The organism is Acetobacter indonesiensis (genome assembly GCF_000963945.1).
Classification (GTDB): Bacteria; Pseudomonadota; Alphaproteobacteria; order Acetobacterales; family Acetobacteraceae; genus Acetobacter; species Acetobacter indonesiensis.
The window spans coordinates 37,785-59,698 of sequence record NZ_BAMW01000082.1; the positions used below are offsets into that span (position 1 = coordinate 37,785).

A 21,914-nucleotide genomic window follows, 5' to 3' on the forward strand; every position below is an offset into this window, starting at 1 on the left:
TCATGAGTGCTGCTTCTACCCGTAGGGTTCCGGTCACCATCATCACAGGTTTTCTGGGGGCCGGGAAAACCACCCTGCTGCGCCATATTCTGCAAAAAGCGCAGGGCCACCGTATTGCCGTTGTGGTAAACGAATTTGGGTCACTAGGCATTGATGGCGATATTCTGCGCGGGTGCGGGATAGAAGGTTGCCGTGATGATGATATTGTCGAACTGACCAATGGCTGCCTGTGTTGCACCGTAGCAGATGACTTTCTACCCACCATGGAAGCCTTGCTTGATCGGGCAGACCCACCCGAACACGTTGTGATTGAAACATCCGGTCTGGCGCTGCCCAAACCGTTGCTGAAAGCCTTTGGCTGGCCGACGGTGCGTGGGCGCATGACGGTAGATGGCGTGGTAACCGTGCTTGACGCCCCCGCAGTGGCTTCAGGCCGTTTTGCGGATGACCCGGAAGCCGTGGCCAAACAGCGCGAAGCTGACCCGTCGCTTGATCATGACAATCCGTTGGCCGAGGTATTTGAAGACCAGTTAAATGCGGCCGATCTGATTGTGCTGAACAAGACAGACCTGCTGGATGCTGCGGCACTGGATGCTGTGGAAAAACAGATTCAGAAGCTGGTTCCTCGGCCTTTGCAGATTTTGCGGGCCAGCGAAGGCAAGGTTGACCCTGCTGTGCTGCTGGGTGTTGGCGCAGAAGCAGAGGCCGATCTGGACTCTCGCCCGTCGCATCATGATGCAGAAGATGGTGACCATGAGCACGATGATTTTGAAAGCTTTGTCGCCACAGTGCCAGAACAGAACAGCGTGGAAGAGTTTCTGACCATTTTGCAGGATGTTGCGCGCAAATATGACGTGCTGCGTATGAAAGGCTTTGCCGCAGTGGCGGGTAAACCCATGCGTCTGGCTGTGCAGGGGGTGGGTGTGCGGTTCCGGCATGAATTTGATCGCCCGCTTCAGGCAGGAGAAGACCGGACCGGACGAATTGTGGTGATTGGCCAGAAGGGTCTGAAGGAAGCGGCCATCAAGTCCGAACTGGCGAAAACTGCCTGATAGGAAAGCACGGGGCGTCAAGTAGGGTCAGGCAGTTTCATGCATTTGCTGGTTCGGGAAAATCGCACGATTGATGAGCAGGACGAGGCAGAAGACCTCGGCCTGCCATCGGCTGATCTGGTGGTCCTCTCTTTCACTGAGAGCGATCTGTTAGGGCTGCGATACGCCCACGCCCGCTTGCAAGCGGATGCTGAAGACGGTCAGACACTCCCCAGCTTGCAGGTCACGCATCTGGCCCGACTGCGACACCCGATGTCGGTTGATCTGTATCTGGAGACCACGCTTGAAAAAGCGCGGTGTGTGGTCGTTCGGTTACTGGGGGGGGTGGAATATTGGCGCTATGGGGCTGAAGAACTGGCAGCATGGTGCCGCGAGCACAAAGTGCCATTGGCCCTGCTTCCCGGTGACTGTGTTCAGACCCAGGGCGCTCAGGCTATCGCGCGTGACCCTGCTGCAATCGGCGATTACGCCAGCCCTGCTATGGACGATGAAGGAGCATTGGCTGCTCTCTCAACAGTGTCGGCTGAAATACGGTCCAGACTAACCGGTTTTTTCCGTCACGGTGGCCCCCAGAATATGATGAAGGCGCTGCGTCTTATGGGTGCCGTGGCCGGGCTTAATGACGATGCGGCAGACCAACCAGCAGACCTTCCCTCATGGGGTCTGTATCGTACCGTGCAGGCGCGCTCAGTTGTTGCATTCCCTGCTGATGCGGCCAAAGCGTTTGCTGTTCCTGATTTGCCAGAGGGTGCCACAGCGCGGGCTGTTCTGGTTTTTTATCGCGCTCATCTTCTGGTCAGTGACTGTGCGGCACTGGATGCTCTGGCAGATTATCTGGCGGCGCAGGGCTGCACGGTTGATCTGCTGTTTGTCACATCCCTGAAAGATGCGGCAGTTGCATCGGGTATTGCTGGGTTTCTGCACACAACACAGCCGGATATTATTCTTAATGGGACAGTGTTTTCTTCAAAAAATCAGAACGGTATCTCTCCATTAACCAGTATCGGCACACCTATTCTGCAACTGTTGCAACCCAATGCAACATACGCGGTGTGGGCGCGCAGCCCTCGCGGCCTGTCGCGTTCTGACTTGGCCATGCAGGTTGTGCTACCAGAACTTGATGGATCTATTGCAACCCTTCCACTTTCCTTTCGTGAAGAGGTGCAGACAGGCCAACCGGGCCGCCGCGAGCCTTATCTGCCGGGTATAGAGCAGACAGCCGCCCGTGCGCTGGCATGGATACGATTGCGGAAACTGCCTGCTGATGAAAAACGACTTGCGATTGTGGTGTCAGATTACCCCGGAGCCGGATTGCAGCAGGAGAGCGGGCATGTCGCCCATGCCGTGGGGCTGGATGCTTTTGCAAGCCTTCACTCTATTCTAACGAATTTAAAACAGGAGAATTATTCACTGGGGTCCGGTGCGCTCCCCAACCAGAAAGACCTCACAAAAGCCCTCACAGATGCACCGGTTCAAAGCCTGCTATCGGTCGAAGACTATAAAAAACTGACGGCAAAACTGGATGATAGCCTGATGGCAAAAGTCCATGCCGCATGGGGCGAGCCGGAGCAGGATCGTGCTGTCCAGAATACTCAGTTCTGTCTGCGTGTTTTAAAACTCGGAAACGTGATGGTTGCTGTGCAGCCTGACCGGGCAGCCAGTGCAGAGCGGAAGGCGCTGTATCATGACCCGGATAGCCCGCCGTGCCACGCCTATATCGCTTTTTATTTGTGGCTCCAGCATGTTTGGCGGTGTGATGCACTGGTGCATTTGGGCACCCACGGCACTCTTGAATGGTTACCGGGAAAAGCCGCAGCATTGTCTCCTTCCTGCGCGGCGGCGGCTTTGACGGGGGCCATGCCTGTAATTTACCCGTTTATTGTAAATAATCCGGGTGAAGCCGCAGCAGCTAAACGCCGACTGGGGGCTGTTATCATCGGGCACATGACGCCGCCCGTCATGCAGGCCGAACTGTCAGCAGACATGCAGGTCCTGGAACGCCTGATTGATGAATATGCCGAGGCAGACGGCCTTGACCCCAGACGCGGTGCTTTGCTGCGTAAGGATATCCTCAATCAAGCTGCCCGCACCGGCTTGCTGTCAGAAAGCGGTGTGCGCCCCGGTGATGAGGATGAAGCCGAAGCATTGGCGCGGCTGGATGCGTATTTGTGTGATGTAAAAGACCTGCAAATACGCGATGGTTTACATATTTTTGGAAAACCCGCACCTAAAGCAAAGGCATTGGTGGATGCCATTGAACAGGCCTGTTCAGGGAGTGAGTGTTCGCCAGAGTCACAGCCTGATTATTTAGTAAAAAGGTTAGAGATAGAAAGAAAGATTGCGGCCAGTTCTTCCGCAGAAGCCAACGCTTTAGGCGATGCCTTGGCGGGACGGTTTGTGGCCGCTGGTCCGGCTGGTGCCCCGACACGGGGGCGTGTCGATGTGCTGCCAACCGGGCGCAACCTGTTCACGATTGACCCACGCGCGCTGCCCACGCCGTCTGCCATGCTGCTGGCAGCTAAAATGGAAAAGCTGCTGTTAACCCGGAACCTTCAGGAACAAGGTGAGCCTCTGACCCATCTGGTCATGGATTTATGGGGGGCAGCCAGTTTGCGCACGGGCGGCGAGGACATGGCGCTGGCCCTGCGACTTATGGGGGTTACGGTGCAGCGCGCTGCGGGTACGGGGCATGTCAGCGGCTTTGAAATTATTCCTCTGCCCGTGCTTGATCGCTCCCGTGTAGATGTCACACTTCGTATTTCGGGCCTGTTCCGCGATGCCTTCCCGGATCAGATTGCTTTGTTTGATCAGGTTGTCTCTGCCGTTGCGGCCCGTGATGAACCGCTCGAATGGAACCCTTTGGCTGCGGCTGTGAAGGGGCTTGAAGGGGAAGCACGCATACGGGCATCGGCCCGCATATTTGGTGCGGCATCAGGCACATATGGCACAGGCGTAGAAAAATCTCTGCAGCAGGGTGGGTGGCAGACGCAGGCTGATCTGGGTCACGCGTGGCTGGATGGGTCAGCATGGACTTATGGAGGTGGCCGGGATGGACAACAGGATGCAGACACGTTGGCCAGCCTTCTGGGCCAAGCCAATGCCATCCTGCATGTGCAGGATCATGCGGAAACAGACATGCTGGAAAGCCCCGACAATGCTGCGCATGAAGGCGGTCTGGCCGCTGCGGCAGCGGTTGCGGGTGGCCAACCTGCGCAATGGCATGGGGATACATCGCGACCTGAAGCCCCAAAACTTCGTGCCACGGCACAGGAGGTCGCTCGCGTTGTAAGGGGCAGGCTGGCTAACCCCCGCTGGATAAAGGGTATGCAGCGGCACGGCTATGCCGGTGCGGCGGAACTGGCGCGTGGGCTGGATGCGCTACACGGCTTTGCCGCTACTCTGCCAGAACGATTTGATCAGCAGTTTGACCTGGTTTTTTCGGCCACCCTCGGGAACGAAGAGTGTGATGCTTTTTTGCAAGACACCAACCCAGCCGCCCGTGCTGCAATGTGTCGTCGTTTTGTTGACGCGTGGCAGCGGGGGCTGTGGCACCCCAAAAGCAACAGCGTGATCCACACCTTAGAGACATCCGCGCAGAAGCAACCCCTAGCTTCTGATACGGCAAAACAGAAAAACAGAACGGTGGCCCCATGACTGCACGCGCCATTATGGTGGCTGCCCCGCGTTCAGGTGGTGGCAAGACAACGGTGACACTCGCCCTTTTAGCAGCTCTGAAACGGCGTGGCTTGCGGGTTGGGGCGGCAAAAACAGGCCCGGATTATATTGATCCCGCTTTTCACGCTGCTATTACGGGGCGGCCAGGACTGAATCTGGATAGCTGGTGTATGCCGCCCGCGTTGCTCGGCGCAACAATGCAGGCGGCCCAGCAGGATGTGGACGTGGTGATTGTGGAATCTGCCATGGGCCTGTTCGATGGTCTGGTGGAGCCCAAAGGGGCGCGGGGCTCACCGGCGGATATTGCGGCCGGTTTTGGTATTCCTGTTGTTCTGGTGCTGGATGTTTCAGGGCAGGGGCAATCTGTTGGCCCTATCGCAAAGGGCTTTGCAACATGGCAGCCTGATGTGCACATTGCGGGTGTTGTTGTGAATAGAGTGGCTTCTGCTCGGCACGCGGGCCTGACAGAAGGCGCGATTACAGCGGCCGGTCTGCCAGTGTTTGGCACCTTGATGCGTCAGGCCGGAACCCCTTTGCCCGAGCGTCACCTAGGGTTGGTGCAGGCGCGTGAGCACGGAGGATTGGCAGACTGGCTGGAAAAACTGGCAGACAAGGCAGAACAGGAACTAGACTTGGACGCCATTTTGGCTGCTGCAACCGTATTACCAGATTTGGCTTCTGTGGTTGACCAAAGTGCGGCGGCCTTTGTGCCCCCACCCGGTCAACGGATTGCCGTGGCGGATGATGATGCGTTTTCGTTTCTGTATGGGCATCTGTCGTTGTTCTGGCGTCAGACAGGGGCAGAATTACTGCCGTTTTCACCTTTGGCTGATGAAGCGCCGGATCCGTCCTGCGATGTCTGCTGGTTACCCGGTGGATACCCTGAACTGCATGCTGGCCGATTGGCGCAGTCACAAAACTTTCATGCCGGTTTGCGTTCCTTTGCACAAAAACACCCTGTGCATGGGGAATGTGGGGGCTTTATGGTGCTGGGGGGGGCTCTGGAAGATGCTGATGGTACCGTTCACGCCATGACCGGGCTGCTTGGCCACCAGACGTCTTTTGCAAAGCGTAAGCTGCATCTTGGTTATCGTGAAGCGACGTTGGTAGCAGATTGTGCCGTGGGTAAAGCAGGCACCCGTTTGCGCGGGCATGAATTCCATTATGCATCGGTGCTGGATGCGGGTGACGACCTGCCGCTTGCGGACTTACGAGCAGGGGACGGCACACCATTAGGCGCATGTGGCGGTAGGCGTGGTCTGGTTTCAGGCTCGTTTTTTCATGTTCTGGCACGCGTCAACACAGAGGCGTGACGTGATGCCATTCTGCTTCATAACGGCTTTGCCAAAAAACAGGGACCCTATGGGTATGATCCTGCGTTGTGTGCCCGTAAGGTAGTCTGACGCTGGGTCGTGTCAGACAATTTTGTCTAAGGCGGGTCTGAAAGCCCAAGGAGAGAAAAATGGCACAGTCTTTCCCTGTTTTGTTGGTCCGTCATGCGCCGGTACAATTACCGGACGGCGTTTGCTATGGGCGTCAGGATGTTGCGCTGCGCCCCGGGTGGGAGGGACTGGCTTCCGGGTTGGCGGTTTTGGCACAGGGGGCGGTTTGCCGCGTTCTTTATAGCTCGCCCGCCAGACGGTGCCGTGAAATGGCCCATAAACTGGCAGCCGCTACTGGCATGGAACTGAAAATTGATGACCGGCTGGCTGAAATTGATTTCGGCCACTGGGAGGGTATGAACTGGCATGACATAAGCCGTACCCAGTTGGATGAGTGGGCGGCTGACCCTGCGGGCTTTGCGCCACCGGGTGGCGAGAGTGGAATGGCATTAAGCCAGCGGGCGCGGGCTTTTTGGCAAGACGTAAAACAGGCGGGTGTTCCGGCATGCGTGTTGTCTCATGGTGGGCCGTTGCGGGTTTTAAGTGCTTTGGCCGGGGGCAGGCAGCCTGAACTTCTGGCCCCGTCTATGCCACAGGGGTCAGCCCGGTTGTTCATGGTGCCACAGCAGCACAGCATCTCTGTCACAACCCTGCAGGCAGCAGAATAGAGTTTTCCATGACAGACCGATTAGTAAGAAAATATTTTCCATGACAGAGCGTTCTTCAAACCCGCAGCAGAATGAACAGACCCGCCACCGGGAAAAAATGCAGAAACGGAAAGCCGTGCAAGATCAGGAGGTCGCGTCGAAATCCATCGAAAAGGGCCTGCTAATGGTTAATACCGGCCCAGGTAAGGGAAAATCGACGGCTGCTTTTGGGCTTTTGTTACGCACACTGGGGTATGGACGCCGCGTTGTGGTGGTGCAGTTTATTAAAGGCGCATGGGATACAGGCGAGCGGCATGCACTGGAGCGGTTTGAAGATCTGGTCGAATGGCATGCTCTGGGCGAAGGCTTTACATGGGAAACACAGGATCGCACACGCGATATCGCTGCCTGTGAACGGGCATGGGCCGTGGCTAAAGCAGCCCTCGCACGCCCGGATGTCGCCCTTGTGGTGCTGGATGAACTGAATATTGCGCTACGTTATGACTATCTGCCAGTTACACAGGTTCTGGCAGACATTGCCGCCCGTGCAGCGGGACAGCATGTGGTTATCACCGGGCGCAACGCGAAGCCGGAACTGATAGAGGCCGCGGACCTTGTTACTGAAATGGCGCTAGTGAAACATCATTTCAAAAACGGTGTTAAAGCACAGCAAGGGGTGGAATTTTGAGCGCACGGGTGCTCATGGTGCAGGGAACAGGGTCAAGTGTCGGTAAATCCACTCTGGTGGCAGGGTTGGCACGGGCTTACACGCGGCGTGGGTTAAGGGTTCTGCCATTCAAACCCCAAAATATGTCGAACAATGCAGCCGTTACCCAAGATGGTGGAGAGATAGGCCGGGCGCAAGCGTTACAGGCCCGTGCCTGTGGTGTGCAACCTGAAACGGATATGAACCCTGTTCTGTTAAAGCCGCAGGGGGAAACGGGTGCCCAATTAATCGTGCAGGGGCGCAAACTGAATACAGTGGCGGCTCGGGCGTATCAGAAAGAAAAAAATAAGCTGTTACCGGCTGTTCTGGAAAGTTTTTATAGACTGGCTGAACGTGCTGATCTGATTCTGGTTGAAGGCGCTGGTTCTGCTTCTGAAGTAAACCTCCGGGCAAATGATATTGCCAATATGGGGTTTGCCCAAGCGGTCAATGCCCCTGTTGTGCTGGTGGGTGATATAGACCGCGGCGGGGTTATTGCCAGTCTGGTTGGTACACAGGTCGTGGTGGCAAAAGAAGATGCTGAGAAAATAAAAGCGTTTATTGTGAATAAAATGCGCGGTGATACCACATTATTTGAAGATGGAATGGCGTTTATAGCAGACCGTACGGGGTGGTTGCCTTTGGGGGTCGTGCCAGACCTGCCCGCAGTCAGGCAACTGCCGGCGGAAGATGCGGCTGAGTTAAAAACAACTTTTGCATCTAATTATTTTCAAAAACCTGATGAAAAGACAATAACCGGCATAAGTAAATGCCCTAACCGTCTGCGTGTTGCGGTTCCCATTTTGCCTCTTATTGCCAATTTTGATGACCTTGACCCACTGCGGTCTGAACCGGGTGTAGAGCTTCTGCCAGTCATGCGCGGCGAACCATTCCCGGAGTGTGATCTGGTGATTCTCCCCGGTTCTAAAGGGACGCTTTCTGACCTCGCCTGTTTACGATCTGAAGGGTGGGATAAGGCTTTGGTAGCCCATGTTCAGCGTGGTGGACACATTATGGGTCTGTGCGGTGGCTACCAGATGTTAGGCAAAAGCATTGCAGATTGGGCTGGTATAGAGGGTAATGCTGGGGAAAGCGCGGGCTTGGACTTTCTTTCTGTTGAAACAATATTGCATAACGAAAAAACATTAGAAGAGAAAAAAGGCTTTTTAGCCAATACCTCTATCCCGGTGCATGGATACGAAATGCACATAGGCGAAACATCCGGGCAAGACCGTAAGCGGCCATTATTAGTGCTGGATAATGAACCGGAAGGGGCTATTTCAGAAAATGGCCATATATATGGCACCTACCTTCATGGTGTTTTTACAAACCGATCTGCACGGCTGGCGCTTTTGCAGCGTGCTGGCGGAATGGATTTTGCACCTGACGGCTTTTGGAGTCAGCGAGAGATATCTGGCCAGAAAATTTTAGTCCATTCCTCTTACGATGTGACCATAGAGAAAGCGCTTGATGCGTTAGCTGATCATCTGGAAACGCATCTTGATCTTGATGCGTTGCTTGCTCTGGCACAAAAACTCCTAGTCTATAGTTAGTTTTCCATCAGTATACGCCGCATTCTTTTTTTGACGTGTTTGAGCGTTTGAAAGCAGGACGCTTTATTCCCTGAAACAGCCACATTATTTTGGCTTCGGGTAAATCAAATAAACCCATAAAAAAGGGTATGATGTTGGCATAGTTACCAGCATCATACCCATTCTAAAGACAGTCAGGCGGAGCCTGAATGCTCCTCTCCGTGAAACACTAAAGCAGAAAAATCAGCCCTGCTTTTGCACTTTCCATCCTGTTTCTTTCAGACGGAAAGACAGAACAATCGCGATGACAATACCAACAACCAACGGCAGGAACGCACGGTGGAACAGGTCCATGCTGCTGGTGTCACCACCTGTCATCAGGGCTGAAACCAGCGGAGACATGATTCCTGTTGTGCCAAATACCAGAAAGTTCATCACGCCAGCAGCCGTTCCCTTCACTTCAGGTGGGTTGACTTCCTTCATGCTAGAGAACGGAATCATGGCTGCGCCTGACGCAATACCCATGATAAGGGCAACAGAATAACGCGGCATAATCCCAACCGGCACATACAGTGCGCACAGTGAGGCAGCCAGCAGAACAATAGCTCCGCCAATCAACACCGGCTTACGCAGGCCGATTTTGTCAGAAACCCACCCCAACAGCGGACAACCAATAACCCAGCCAATGGGCACCATGGACACGTCAGATGCCGCAAATGCCATGCTGACATGCTCGCCCTTGTTCAACATGGACGCGCCCCAGCCCAGTGCACCAATGGTGGTTGGTACAAACAGCAGCCCGCCAATAATGCCAGCGTACCAACTTTGCGGATTGCTGAAAATAATGCGGAACGGCTTGAGTAGGTTGGCAACTGAAAAATGACCGTGATGGGCTGCGCTGTCACCTGAATCGCGCGGCATCACAAGCCATGTTGCAATGGCCAGACACACGCCAATAACACCAAAGCCCAGCCAGACCGTCTGCCACGGAATATGGAATGACCCGTTGGGGTCAATCAGAATACGGGTGGGTTTGGAACCAAAAGCAGCCCCAGCCATACCCAGACACTGCGTCAGGCCAACAAACAGGGCCAGCGTGCGTGCGGGCAGGTAGCGGGCCGCAACGTAAGATGACCCTACAAAAGCACAGATTGCACCCAGCGCCTGAATCACATAGCCGCCAATCCCTGCGGCTACACTGCCTTGTGCAAAAATCAGGCAGCCGACACTGGTAATGGCAATACCCATGGGCATGGTGGCATGGGCACCGTAACGGTCAAGCAGGACGCCGACAGCCAATGCGGCCAGAGCATACACAATGTAATAAGACGCAATCATCAGCCCCAGATGGCTGTTGCCCCATGCCTGTGTCAGTTCATCCTGCATAATGCCGGGGGCAGAGCGGATGGCATATTGATAAAAATAGAATAGCGCACATAAAAACCACGCCAACACATAAAGCGGCTGAATTTTCTGAGGCTGACCAGCCTGTGCGGTATTCGGCAACGGTGTCGTGTTGGTCGTTTTTGAAGCCGACATGAATAATTCCGGTATTTTCAGGAATTTCTTCCCTGCATTTTTAAGTGTCAGGGAAGAAAACAGGTTAAGTTATTTTGCAGGCGGACGCGCGTTTGCTGTGGCCACATGGCGACCCCAGGAGATCAGTTCAGACGTGCAGTCATCACGCGGAATGACACATTCAATCAGCGTTGGGCCTTCTTTGTTGTCCAACGCGACCTTTACGGCGTCAGCCAGTTCACCCGCGGTTGTAGCGCGCAGACCAATGCCTTTGCCGTCTTCTGCATTAAAGGCGTTGACGACGGCTGCATAATCCCAATTTTTGATATTGTTATAAGGGCCATCATGAATTTCGACTTCAATGGTGTACCCGGCATTGTTGATGAGGAAGATAATGACGGGCAGTTTGCGGCGCGTCATCTGGGCAACTTCCTGTGCTGTTAGCTGGAATGACCCGTCCCCAACCATCAGAATGGTGCGTCGTTCTGGCGCGCCGACAGCGTAGCCAAACGCGGCAGGCACAGACCAGCCGATATGACCCCACTGCATTTCGAATTCAACGCGTGCACCCTTTGGCAGTTTGGTACGCACCACATTGAACCAGGAATCACCTGTCTCACCCAGAATAGTGGTTTCTGGTGTGACTAGTGTTTGAAGTGTGTGCTGAATATCGGCGCGTGTCAGTTTGTCATCGCCGCTGCCCACTGTTTCGCTTGATGTGCCCGTGTGAACGCGCTTGTACTGTGTAAGCGTGGCGTCTTTTTTGGGCTTGTTTTTGAAATGCTCTGCCAATGCTTCAAGCAGCTCTTTCAAGTGGAGATTATCAAACGAATAGCCGTGCAGTTTGGTAATGTTTTTATCAAGAACAGCCACATTTGGGCCTTTGGGCCATGCGGTCCAGCCTTCGGTTGAATAGTCATTAAAAATTGGTGCCAGGGCCAGAATACTGTCAGTCCAGTTGAAAATATCATTCACACCGGGGGTGCTGGCGCTGCCCCAGTAAGTACCAACATAGCTGGGATGATCTTCCGGAAAAAAGCTTTTGGCAGCAGCCATGGTTGCCACGACACATCCAAGCGCATCTGCCAGTTTGATGGCGGCGTCTTCTGCCCCGGCAGCGCGCAGGCGGCTGCCAATCAGAATGGCGGGTTTTTCATGCTTTTCAATGAAGTCAGCAACAGCAGCGACGGCTGCTTTCAGCGTCTCTTTGTTTGATGGCTGTGCATCAAGTACTGCGCTGATTGGGCCGGGGGCTGCACAGGGTTGTGCTGAAACATTGCAGGAAATTTCAATGTAAGCGGGCTTTTTTTCACGCAGCGCGGTGCGGATGGCGTGATCAATTTTTTCAGGTGCGTCGTCAGCACTTGTAATTGAAACAGCCGCACAGGTCAGCTTCTTTGCAATTTCAAGCTGGTATCCATAATCTGGCACACCAATAGTGTGGTGCAGGATATGACCGCTTCCATAGTCGTTGGAATTCGGTGCGCCAGAGATAAGAATAACAGGCAGGTTTTCTGCATAGGCACCGCCAATGGCGTTCAGGGCAGAAAAGGCACCCACATTGAATGTGACAACAGCCGCTGCCGCACCATTGGCGCGGGCATAGCCTTCAGCGGAAAAACCGCAGTTCAGTTCGTTACAGCAGTAAACCTGCTCACAGTCCTTGTTCAGCAAAAGCTGGTCAAGCAGCACAAGGTTATAGTCACCGGCTACGGCAAAGTGGTGTTTCAACCCAATTTGGGAAAGTCGTTCCGCAAGGTAAGTACCTACAGTGTAAGACATAATTTCTTTCTCCCTGTTGGATAAACCTGTTTTTCCATTTTATTGGAAAGGAAAATATCGGAAGGTGACGTAAACGGTGTTGCCCGCTGTTGTGGGGTACACACTGTTGCCGTTGCCATCATTGCCCCTGAAGGCAAACTTCCGGATATAGGTGTATTGCAGCCCGGCCATGACGCTGCCGTAGTGGCCCTGCATGAAGTGCCACCATCCGCCTGCGGTTAGTGACGCCAGAGTACGGGTCTGTGCGCTACAGGTGCCGAATTCAATATCGCATCCGCCGAGGTCAAGGTCGGTTACGCCGTATCCATATTGGTGGCCGTCTGCACCAATATAACGGCGGCGGCTGGCGGTTTCGACACCCCCATAAGTGTAAAGCAGCACGGATGATGTCGGGTGGCCAATCAGGCCAAGAGACCCGATAATTTCTGGAACGGGCGAAAGCTGGCCACGGCTGTTCAACGTAGTGTCTGGTAACAGGGACGGGCCATACCGCCCCACGCCCTGACCCGCGAGAATATTGCCTGCAAGCTGTAATTTGTTTGTGCCGAGCGGCGTTGTCATGCCAGCGCCAACCCCGCCCCCAAAATGGGTGGTTTTTGTGCTTTTGGTTTCTCCCGGTAAAACACTCAGCGAGCGGAACCAGCGGGCCAGACCAAACACTTCATAATGGCCGTAATTGGTATCAACAGCGCTTTTTAGAACAATATCAGGCGCTGGATTATACGTATAATGGGTGGAGTTGTTCAGAAGAACGCCCCCTGAATCCTGATAATAGACTTTGGCCCCGGCCGTTTGCCCATAACCGGCAGGAAGCGTCCCCCCGGATGACAGGGCCGAGGAAAAGGCAACCGTTGCCTGCGGGTCTTCCAGCGATAGACCCAGCCAGTATTTCTGCCCCCAATCTTTCCCAATCCTGATTTGTGGAACACGGGTAAAGGCAATGCCGGGAATCTGGTTGTTATCTGTTACGGCAGGAAGCTGCTCCTGCCGCGGCAGGATGCCTTTTGCATAATTGGTAACAAGGCTCCATGCCTGCCCCATAAGCAGATGAAATCCCCAGTCTTTCTGCGTGAAAGTAAAATAGCCTTGTCGCATACGGGGGGTGTAGCCGCTGATCTGCACACTGTTGGCAGTCCCCGCCGCGCCACCAAAATCTGTTTCAACATAGGCTTGCAGTCGGATGGATTTCGACGGGTTGGCTTCCATCAGGATGGAGGTACGCGAAAGCTGTGCAGACAGACGTTCCTCGCTCAGACCATGGTCGGGGTTGTTGGCGTAGGGAAAGCTGCCCCACGCCGTAGCGGGCCCGGCGGTCATGTTTGAATCGCGCCAGATGTTTGACAGTTCAACAAATCCCCCCAAACGGACCGAGATCCCACCAATGCTGAAAATGGGGGGAAGATGGTCAACCGCCGTCTGGGTAATGGCTTGTGGGCTTGATGACGATAAATCAATGTTGGAGCGTGATTTGTCGGAGACAGACTGTTCAGGAAGCCACTGGAAACCAAGTGGCATACCGCCTGCATTATGTGACCGAAAAGGCGCTGCGGAGGCAACGTTCTGCGGGTTTGGGTCAGCTGAAAAGCGAATGGACGGGTCGGCGGGGGCATCTGCAACCAGATGTTGCGGCACGGTTGCTGTGGCTGTTTGTGTGGTGTTGCTGAGTGACCGGGCACTACGGGCCGAACGTGCTGTGGTGTTATGCGGTTTTTTAAGCGCCTGACGGTGCTCAATGGCTTCGACCTGTGCTGCCAGTTTACGCATCTGCGCTTTAATGAGTGCAAGTTCCTGCGCATCATCAGCAAAGGCAGAAAAGGGTTCGTTAAAAAGACAGAAAAAGAATGAACCAATCAGGAGTTTGGTAGGCAGGGTTTTTCTGTTTACCAAACTGTCGAAAGTGACAGGTGTCACGCCTTTTCCTTCCCGCATCGTCAGTATCTGGTGTGAGAATGATGCTATTCACAGCGGATTTTTGCTGCGGGAGCATTGATTCACATCATTGGTTACTGAATGTTAATTATAACAGAAATTCAATATGGGCTGTCATACTGAATTTTGCAGAGTTTGTTATACAGGAAAGGTAAATTTAAAATATTATTTATTGTTTTATTTTATTCTAAAAACGCGTGTTACAGCACCATTTTTACCAAATGAATTGCGAAAGAATGATAATTTTATTAAAAAATATACAGAAAAAATGTGAAATCTACAGGTCTTATCGCATAATCCATTTTCGTCGATCGGGATTTCTTTGTTCCCATCCTTTTTCTTGAAGTTCAGGGGTGTCTCTCTGCTGCTGCGGATACCCCACGCACAGATAGGCCAGAAAAGACCAGTCAGGATCAAGGCATAACGTGCTGGCTGCTTCCTGTGGGTTCAGAATAGACACCCAGCCAACCCCTATGCCGCGTGCAGCAGCGGCCAGCCAGAATGTGTGAATAGCCATGACGGCCGACCAGAGTGTTGTTTCCGGCATGGTCGCCCGGCCTAACCCGCGCCCCTGTGTGGGGTTGGTGTCACAAAAGACAGCAATCTGATGCGGGGCATCATCTAGCCCGGCAAGCTTTAGTGTGGCGTACCGCTGGGCATTGTCGCCATCATGACCCTCCAGCGCGGCCTGATTACATCGTGCAAAATTATGCCGTATGGCCGCACGGCGGTCTGCGCTTTCAACCCTGACAAACCGCCATGGTTCACTTAGCCCAACGGAAGGGGCCAGGCAGGCAGTGTGCAGCAGAGAGTCCAGAACCCCTTCTGGTAGGGGCGTTTTCTGAAAATGCCGCACATCCCTTCGCCACGTAAAAAGGGCATCAAGCTGTGTGCAAAAGGTGCGGTCAAACTGGGGTTGGGTCATGCTTCAATCATGGCCAGAACCGATGCTGTCAGCAAGAGGGCCACCAGCAGTCCACATGCGCGCCTGTATAACACCAGCCCGCGATCCAGGTCTTCAATGGACGCGTCAGGCGTGCCATCTCCCATCCACGCATCGTCAACTGTGACACCGGAATATATGCGTGGCCCAGCTAACCGGAGGCCAAGAGCCCCCGCCATAGCGGCTTCCGGCCACCCTGCGTTGGGTGAGCGATGGGCAGCGGCGTCTCTGCCCACCGCATTTCTGGCCTGTCTGCGGGTTGCAGACGGGGCTGCGCAGATTAGACAGACGGCGGCCAGACGGGATGCTGGTAGATTAATCAGATCATCCAGCTTCGCAGCCGCCATGCCGAAGGCCGCGTGGCGTGGTGTCAGGTGGCCAATCATGCTGTCTGCCGTGTTGACGGCTTTATAAAAGACCGCACCCGGTAACCCAAACAAAGCGGCCCAGAACAAGGGGGCCACAACACCGTCTGAAAAATTTTCAGCCAGACTTTCCAGTGCCGCCCGCACAATGCCGGCTTCATCCAGTACGCTGGTATCACGCCCCACAATCTGACTGACCGCCTGTCGCCCTCCTGCCAGACCATTACGCCGTAACCCGATGCCTACGGCCCGGACATGCGTCCATAAAGATTTCTGGGCGATAAACGCAGTGGTCAGAACGGCCTGCACACCAATCATGACCGAACCGGGCAGAAGCGCATAGCCAATGTGCAGAAGCACGTTGGTAAAGACCAACGGAATGAGAATAATCAGCAGGAGTGCGATCAGCCCCAGAAGCCGACGTGCATGCTCTGTGTGCTCTGGTCGGTTGAGGGTTGTGTCCAGCCTGTCTATCAAGGCACCAATCCACATGACAGGATGGCCAATCGTTTTCAGCAGGGCGACAGGGTAGCCCCATAATCCTTCCAGAATGGCGGCTGCGGCTGCAACGGGAAGGGTAATGAACAAAGGGAAAAAAAGCATGCGGGCTGGGGGCTCACGTTTCAGGCCGGATGAAAGCAGAGTGCACGGGCAACCATTCAACCAGAATGACAGGCCGCCCCAGAACCCTGTGCCGGTTAATGGGCCGCAGGATCATGTGCAGTCATCTATCATGCCAATGCAGCCAGTGGCCATGCCTGATCTGCCAACGCATGGAGGGCAGGTGCGGGCTGTCATGCAGCATTTCCCCAACGCTCTCGCGCCCTATATTGACCTTTCCACAGGCATCAGCCCCTTCGCGTATCCCTTTACTGTGCCAGAGGCCGATATCTTCACCCGGCTGCCTGAAAGAGACGAGGAATGGGCGTTAAGACAGGCTGCGGCCCAGGCTTATGGCGTCAGCAGCCCTGACATGGTGGTCAGTGGTGCGGGGAGTCAAAGCCTGATTGCGCTCTTGCCGTTTATCCTCCCAGCCCAGCGGGTCTGTCTGTTGGGGCCAACTTATTCTGGCCATGCGCAGGCATGGCAGGGGAATAACGTGCCTTTAACGCAGGTGCAAAACCCTGATGCTTTACACGCTGCGGCCGCGCACAGCGGCACGGTATGCGTGGTATGTAATCCGAATAATCCGGATGGTCGGCTTCTTTCAGCCGCATGGCTTGCTGATCTGGCTGATGTCTGTGCCAGTCATGGCTCATACTTGGTGGTGGACGAAGCTTTTGCGGATTTCTGTGAAGACTCTGTGGCGTATCTGCTGCCGCACCCTGCCTTGATTATTCTCCGCTCTTTCGGGAAAACCTATGGTCTTCCCGGCGTAAGATTAGGCTTTGTGCTGGCGGATGGTGATTTTGCCGCGCGTTTCCGTGCAGCACTGGGCAGTTGGCCGGTGGGAAGTATCGGTCTGGCTGTCGGCCAGCAGGCTTTGCAGGATACAGTATGGTGTCAGCAGGTCCGTCAGCAGGTATTCCATGCCCATACGCGGCTTTTGCGGGTGCTTGATGCTGCGGGATTATCCTGTGTTGGGCAGGCACCCCTGTTTACTCTGGTGAATACAGTATATGCCGCAGATCTTTGGCGTCATTTGTGCCAGCATGGCATCGTGACACGCATATTTTCAGATCAACCGGGGCGCTTGCGCATCGGACTGCCGGGTAACGATGTCGCCTGGGCAAGACTGGAAAACGCTCTGGCTCACTGGCAATCACGGACGCCGGATATCGAAAGCGGAGACCGTGACTAAGACTGTGCTGTCAGGCGATGGTGTAACTCCAGAACGTTTCCACTCTTTACAGCTTTGGTGTGTTGCGGCTTTTCTACCAGATGACGTGAAGCAGGCCCGTTTTCCGGCAGCTAAGGCAAAGGGTTTCTACCTTTCCACCCCAGCATTCACGCAGTGGCTTAGGCACAAAAATCGGGTTGGCGCAAAACGCCTGATAGCCCCGGATGTAGTCTTAGAGTGTCCGCAGGCAGCGGATAGCGAGAAGCAAAAGCCGTCTCTCTGGCAACCCGAACCCGCCCTACAGGATCGAAATTATGGCGCTTGGTGCGGACAGAAGCTTAGTGATCTGCCAGCTGAAGATCTTGTACAGTTTTTGCACCAGCCTGACTTTTCTCCCTTAATGGGAGAAAGCCTGAATGTTTTTCAGGCGCGTGTTTCTGACTGGGTCTCCGGCTGGAATGACTGCGGAGTACTGTTGGCTCGCCCCGCAGTTATAAAAGCAATCGCCGCCCATGTGCTTCAAGTCGGAAGCCAGATAAGCCACCGCTTGGACTTGGACGAAGGAACAGTCAGCCTGTTTACCCGGCATGCCGGGCAGTGGCGGGTAAGGCGGTTGGGGGCTCTCTTTACCGACGAGCGCTAGAGGACTGTTCAGTCAGAACCCGTGTAGCCAGCACCCCGAAGAGCAATCCCATTGTGCTCCATAATACAAGCTGCATCCCGATTGATGCCTCGCGGAAGCGCCAGAGAACCAAGGCTGGAAAACCTTCAGGCACTTCGTTCACGTCCGGCAGGCCAAACTGCACCAGTGCGATCAGGGTAATGAAAATCCCTGCGCCACACAGCGTTCCCGTCCAGGCATTGCGCAACTGGGTGATTTTCTGGGCGATCAGTGTTGCAATGGCGGCCACGGAAACAGACAGTCCGATCATGACAAAATATGTCATGGTGCGAAACGCTAACGTGGCAGGCACACCTACTGCAGGCGGGTTAGGGGGATATTTCAGGTCTGGCACCAGAACAAACGTCAGAAAACCTGCCCCGGCCAGCAGCAAAGCCAATGCCCGTGGAGACCATGTATTCAGGCGACCATAGGCATAGGAAAAGGCCAGCGCGAAGATCCCTCCAAATGCGGTGCCATACAGCACAACTGCTGTCAGCAGGCCGTAACCGGCTTGCACGGTTCGACTGACCAGTTCGGGCTCGGCTGCATGATGAGCGTGTGAGACATCCCCTGCATGACGTGCGGCTTCAAACGCGATGGCGAGTGCGACCTGTGGTTCACCAAAAATACGGGCGAACAGAAACGCCAAGGCTGCGGCGGCACAGCCTGCCAGCATGCCTCGGGCCAGTAACCGGCCAACAATCATGTCTGTGGCGAAAAATCAGTGGCAGGGAAAGCCGAGCAGGTGCCGCCCATCATGCACAAATTCATGCACTTGCTGGCCGGAAATCAGAGATACCGCCCCTTGTTCTGCCCCCACGAAATATAGCAGCACAAGTGAGAGCAACAATCCAAAAGCCGCCCAAGGAAGCAAAGCCTGAACAGGAATAGCCACAGGCGTGGGCAGAGCCACAGCACGGGCCTGATTTTTGGGGGAATGCATCATGGTCTCAAAAACTCCGCTGGTAAAAAACGCGTTCCGCGGTGGAATAAATAGTCTCGGAGGTCTGACTTTCTGCTGACAGGAGAATGTGTGCTCCTGCACCAGATTACAGTGGCGCGACCGTGCCGGATTTTCACCAGCTTCCCCAAAACAGGACGCCTTATGGTGGCGACTGACGGCTAGGCTGTCAATTCTGAAAGAAGGCTGTCAGGGTTGCCAGAACAAGACACTCCGCCACACTCACGCTGGCCCCCAGAACATCGCCTGTGTAGCCAGCAAGTTGTTTACGCGCCGAAAAACCGACCAAGGCAGTCCCCAGCCCCGCACTGACCCAGACGACGCAGCCGACCATCAGGGCATGAGGGAGTCCATCAGGCCCTTCTCTATAAAAGGACGCGCACACCAGACTGCCGAGCGTTATGGCAATGGCCACCAGTTGCGCGCCGATAAACGGCATGCGGGGAAGGGGGGACAAAGCGCGGGCAACGCCATCAGGTCGGGCAGCGGGTAACAGGCGTGGCAACCACAGCATGACGGCGCGGGAAACACACGCTGATACGGCCAGAATGGGAATAAGAAAGGCAGCAGGAAAAGCTGCCATAGCTCCGGCCCGGATGAGGATGCTCAGGCACAGGGCCAGCACGCCGTAACTCCCGATGCGGCTATCCCGCATTATGTCCAGCTTCCGTTCGCGCGTCTGGGCACCATAGCTGTCGGCCATATCGGCCAAACCATCTTCATGAAACGCGCCAGTGATCATTCCCTGCGCAGCCAACGCCACCCCGGCGGCTGGAAGGGACGCGATTGAGAGGGCCTCCATTAAACAGAGAAAGCCACCAGTCAGTGCGCCGATGGCGGCGCCGACTATTGGCCAGCACCAGATTGAACGGGCCAAAGACCACGGGGCCGTGGCGTCTTTTTGCTTGCGGGTTAGAAGCCAGCCTACGGGAATCCGTGTTAGCAAACTTATCCCGCAGGCCAGATCCTGCCGAACTCGGTTGAAGACAGTGTCTGCGGAGGGCGAGGCAGAACTCATGCTCGTTCTGAAACAGCAGCCTGTTGAAAAGTAGCCATTCCTGTGTGGCAGGCGAGGGCGGCCCGGATGATCGGAACTGCAAGCGTTGCCCCTGATGTCTCCCCTAAGCGCAAGCCCAGAGCGAGCAGGGGTTTGAGAGAGAGGGCCTGTGCCAAACGGGCATGCCCAGCCTCGGCCGAGCAATGCGAAAGCCACGTGTGTGCTAGGGCCTGCGGGGCCAGTTTGGCTAAGGGGGCGACAGCCGCCGTGCAGACAAAACCGTCTAGCAAAACAGGAATGTGTTTATGGCGCGCAGCCAGAGTGGCCCCCAGCATGGCGGCCAGTTCGTAACCGCCCAAAGCTTGGGCAATGGCTAATGGGTCGGACAGAAGGGCGGCATGGTGTTTCAGCGCACTCTCAATCACCTGCGCTTTGTGGCGCACACCAGCATCATCCAGACCTGTACCTTTCCCCGCCCATAGGGACGCTTCACCGCCAAACAGGGCTGCGGCCAGCGCAGCCGCGGCTGTGGTGTTGCCGATTCCCATTTCGCCCAGGCACAGCAGATCACAGTTATCTGGGACGGAGGCATACCCGACTGATACGGCATCAAGGAAAGCAGAGTCGGTCATGGCGGCCTGATGGGTAAAATCTGCCGTTGGCTCAAGATTATGAACGGCCACAACCTTCAATTCTGCCTCTGCCACCCGGGCAAGCTGATTGATAGCCGCACCACCATGTTGAAAGTTTAGCACCATTTGTGCGGTCACATCTTGCGGCCAAGGGGAAACACCCTGAGCCACCACCCCATGATTCCCTGCAAACACCAGACTGACAACATGATCCAGCTTTGGCGATGCCCGATGCTGCCATGCACCAAGCCATGCAGCCAGAGACTCCAGATCACCCAGACTGCCCGGTGGTTTGGTAAGGGTCGCGTCGCGGTCAGAGATGGCTTGCTGGCTGGTTGTGTCAGGGGAGGGCAGCGTCTGGCAGGCCGTCCGCAGGCTTAAAAGGTCAGGGAACAGAGGGCGGGTGACGGGAGAAAGAGGTGGCATGGTTCCAAATTTGTTTGTTATGCGCCTTCTGCCAACGGAAGCAGAAAGGCAGAGAGCACATGAAGACCGACGGCCCTAATGCATCCACTTTTCAGACAAAGCATGACGGCCAAGCCGCAGAAAAAGGACACACCACATTATCGGGCACGCACGCAATCAACCAGCCTGATTATGAAGCGGCTGGATTTCGCTCTGCCACCCTGGTTCTGGGGGGAGCGCGTTCGGGCAAGAGTCGTCATGCAGAATCGCTTATTATGGCGGCCCCCGGTCCGTGGATTTATCTGGCAACGGGGCAAGCATACGATTCTGAAATGCAGTCACGGATTGAACACCACCAAACCAGCCGCCCTACCGGGTGGCAGACCGTGGAAGAGCCGATAGACGTGGCTGCTATCTTGACGCGCTATGCGACTAATTCCCTGCTTCTGGATTGCCTGACCTTGTGGCTGACCAATCTGCTGCTTGAAGACCACGACATCCCGTCAGCAACGGACGGCTTATTAAGGGCTCTTGCGGCACGGACTGCCCCCACAGTTTTGGTCGGAAACGAAGTGGGGTTAGGGATTGTGCCAGAAAACAGACTGGCACGCCGTTTCCGTGATGAAGCGGGCTTTTTGCACCAGAGGATTGCAGCAAAGGTAGCGCATGTTCTTTTTGTCGCAGCTGGCTTGCCGCTGACACTAAAAAAAGAACAATAGTTTAAGAGTTTTTATGATCAATAGTGCGAAACATAAAGTCGCACAGTTCTGTTGTTGATCTACTGCACAAATCAGGACGGGTATTCCTGATCTCAACTTGCTTAATGGTTGGGAGACTAAGCCGCAGAGTTTGGTTTGGCGGAGAGAGTTTACAGGGAAAGCTTATGTTTTAAGAAACAGGCTTTTTCCCCGCTTTGATCAAATACAAATGGGTGTGGGTTAATG

General features: G+C 54.9%; 18 protein-coding genes. 9 read left to right on the plus strand and 9 right to left on the minus strand.

The features are described from left to right. The first annotated feature begins 2 nt into the window (after positions 1-2). The 6 genes from cobW (at position 3) to Abin_RS14595 (ending at position 9,015) form a co-directional block, all read left to right on the plus strand. The gene (cobW, locus tag Abin_RS14570) at positions 3-1,052 is read left to right on the plus strand and encodes a cobalamin biosynthesis protein CobW (protein WP_048848227.1); all 1,050 of its coding nucleotides are present in this window, start codon (positions 3-5) and stop codon (positions 1,050-1,052) included. Positions 1,053-1,091: 39 nt separating this feature from the next. Beyond that, positions 1,092-4,706 (plus strand): cobaltochelatase subunit CobN, encoded by a 3,615-nt coding sequence (gene cobN / locus Abin_RS14575; RefSeq protein ID WP_084593683.1) that lies wholly within the window; start codon positions 1,092-1,094, stop codon positions 4,704-4,706. Continuing rightward, complete coding sequence (locus tag Abin_RS14580) at positions 4,703-6,040, plus strand: cobyrinate a,c-diamide synthase (protein ID WP_048848229.1); 1,338 nt, start codon at positions 4,703-4,705, stop codon at positions 6,038-6,040. Before cobN ends, Abin_RS14580 begins: the two co-directional genes overlap by 4 nt. A 149-nt stretch (positions 6,041-6,189) precedes the next feature. Further along, positions 6,190-6,777, plus strand: a complete 588-nt coding sequence (locus Abin_RS14585; RefSeq protein WP_048848231.1) for a histidine phosphatase family protein — start codon at positions 6,190-6,192, stop codon at positions 6,775-6,777. Between the two features lie 40 nt (positions 6,778-6,817). Next, complete coding sequence (gene cobO / locus Abin_RS14590) at positions 6,818-7,444, plus strand: cob(I)yrinic acid a,c-diamide adenosyltransferase (protein WP_048848233.1); 627 nt, start codon at positions 6,818-6,820, stop codon at positions 7,442-7,444. Positions 7,445-7,458: 14 nt separating this feature from the next. Further along, entirely contained in the window at positions 7,459-9,015 is a 1,557-nt protein-coding gene (locus Abin_RS14595; RefSeq protein WP_048848235.1) for a cobyric acid synthase, read from the plus strand. A 222-nt stretch (positions 9,016-9,237) separates the two neighbouring features. Here the strand turns inward: Abin_RS14595 and Abin_RS14600 are convergent, their stop codons facing one another. The 5 genes from Abin_RS14600 to cbiB form a co-directional block, all read right to left on the minus strand. Then, positions 9,238-10,533 carry an MFS transporter gene (locus Abin_RS14600; RefSeq protein ID WP_048848237.1) on the minus strand — a complete coding sequence of 432 codons (1,296 nt, stop codon included), beginning with the start codon at positions 10,531-10,533 and terminating at the stop codon, positions 9,238-9,240. A gap of 69 nt (positions 10,534-10,602) precedes the next feature. Then, complete coding sequence (locus Abin_RS14605) at positions 10,603-12,294, minus strand: alpha-keto acid decarboxylase family protein (protein ID WP_048848239.1); 1,692 nt, start codon at positions 12,292-12,294, stop codon at positions 10,603-10,605. A 39-nt stretch (positions 12,295-12,333) separates the two neighbouring features. Further along, positions 12,334-14,205 (minus strand): hypothetical protein, encoded by a 1,872-nt coding sequence (locus tag Abin_RS14610; protein ID WP_371862219.1) that lies wholly within the window; start codon positions 14,203-14,205, stop codon positions 12,334-12,336. A gap of 304 nt (positions 14,206-14,509) precedes the next feature. Further along, positions 14,510-15,148, minus strand: a complete 639-nt coding sequence (bluB, locus tag Abin_RS14615; RefSeq protein WP_048848243.1) for a 5,6-dimethylbenzimidazole synthase — start codon at positions 15,146-15,148, stop codon at positions 14,510-14,512. After that, positions 15,145-16,134 (minus strand): adenosylcobinamide-phosphate synthase CbiB, encoded by a 990-nt coding sequence (gene cbiB / locus Abin_RS14620; protein WP_048848245.1) that lies wholly within the window; start codon positions 16,132-16,134, stop codon positions 15,145-15,147. Before cbiB ends, bluB begins: the two co-directional genes overlap by 4 nt. Positions 16,135-16,174: 40 nt before the next feature. Between cbiB and cobD the strand changes: the two genes are divergently transcribed. Then, positions 16,175-17,332: a threonine-phosphate decarboxylase CobD gene (gene cobD, locus Abin_RS14625; RefSeq protein ID WP_258027433.1), complete on the plus strand. Its 1,158-nt coding sequence runs from the start codon at positions 16,175-16,177 to the stop codon at positions 17,330-17,332. Then, the gene (locus Abin_RS14630) at positions 17,325-17,954 is read left to right on the plus strand and encodes a histidine phosphatase family protein (RefSeq protein WP_048848247.1); all 630 of its coding nucleotides are present in this window, start codon (positions 17,325-17,327) and stop codon (positions 17,952-17,954) included. The genes cobD and Abin_RS14630 overlap by 8 nt, the downstream gene beginning before the upstream one ends. On the opposite strand, the gene Abin_RS14635 is transcribed toward Abin_RS14630, so the two are convergent. From Abin_RS14635 to cobT, 4 genes are all read right to left on the minus strand, one after another. Further along, a complete protein-coding gene (locus Abin_RS14635; RefSeq protein ID WP_048848331.1) occupies positions 17,938-18,678 on the minus strand; it encodes a CbtA family protein in 741 nt (246 codons plus the stop codon). The genes Abin_RS14630 and Abin_RS14635 overlap by 17 nt on opposite strands. 18 nt (positions 18,679-18,696) lie before the next feature. Further along, entirely contained in the window at positions 18,697-18,921 is a 225-nt protein-coding gene (locus Abin_RS14640; protein WP_253642434.1) for a CbtB domain-containing protein, read from the minus strand. Positions 18,922-19,105: 184 nt separating this feature from the next. Further along, on the minus strand, positions 19,106-19,954 hold the full coding sequence (locus Abin_RS14645) for an adenosylcobinamide-GDP ribazoletransferase (protein WP_048848249.1): 849 nt from the start codon (positions 19,952-19,954) through the stop codon (positions 19,106-19,108). Next, a complete protein-coding gene (cobT, locus tag Abin_RS14650; protein WP_048848251.1) occupies positions 19,951-20,991 on the minus strand; it encodes a nicotinate-nucleotide--dimethylbenzimidazole phosphoribosyltransferase in 1,041 nt (346 codons plus the stop codon). Before cobT ends, Abin_RS14645 begins: the two co-directional genes overlap by 4 nt. A gap of 59 nt (positions 20,992-21,050) precedes the next feature. Here cobT and cobU point away from each other — a divergent pair, with 59 nt between their 5' ends. Next, complete coding sequence (cobU, locus tag Abin_RS14655) at positions 21,051-21,689, plus strand: bifunctional adenosylcobinamide kinase/adenosylcobinamide-phosphate guanylyltransferase (protein ID WP_084593685.1); 639 nt, start codon at positions 21,051-21,053, stop codon at positions 21,687-21,689. The last annotated feature ends 225 nt before the right edge of the window (positions 21,690-21,914 follow it).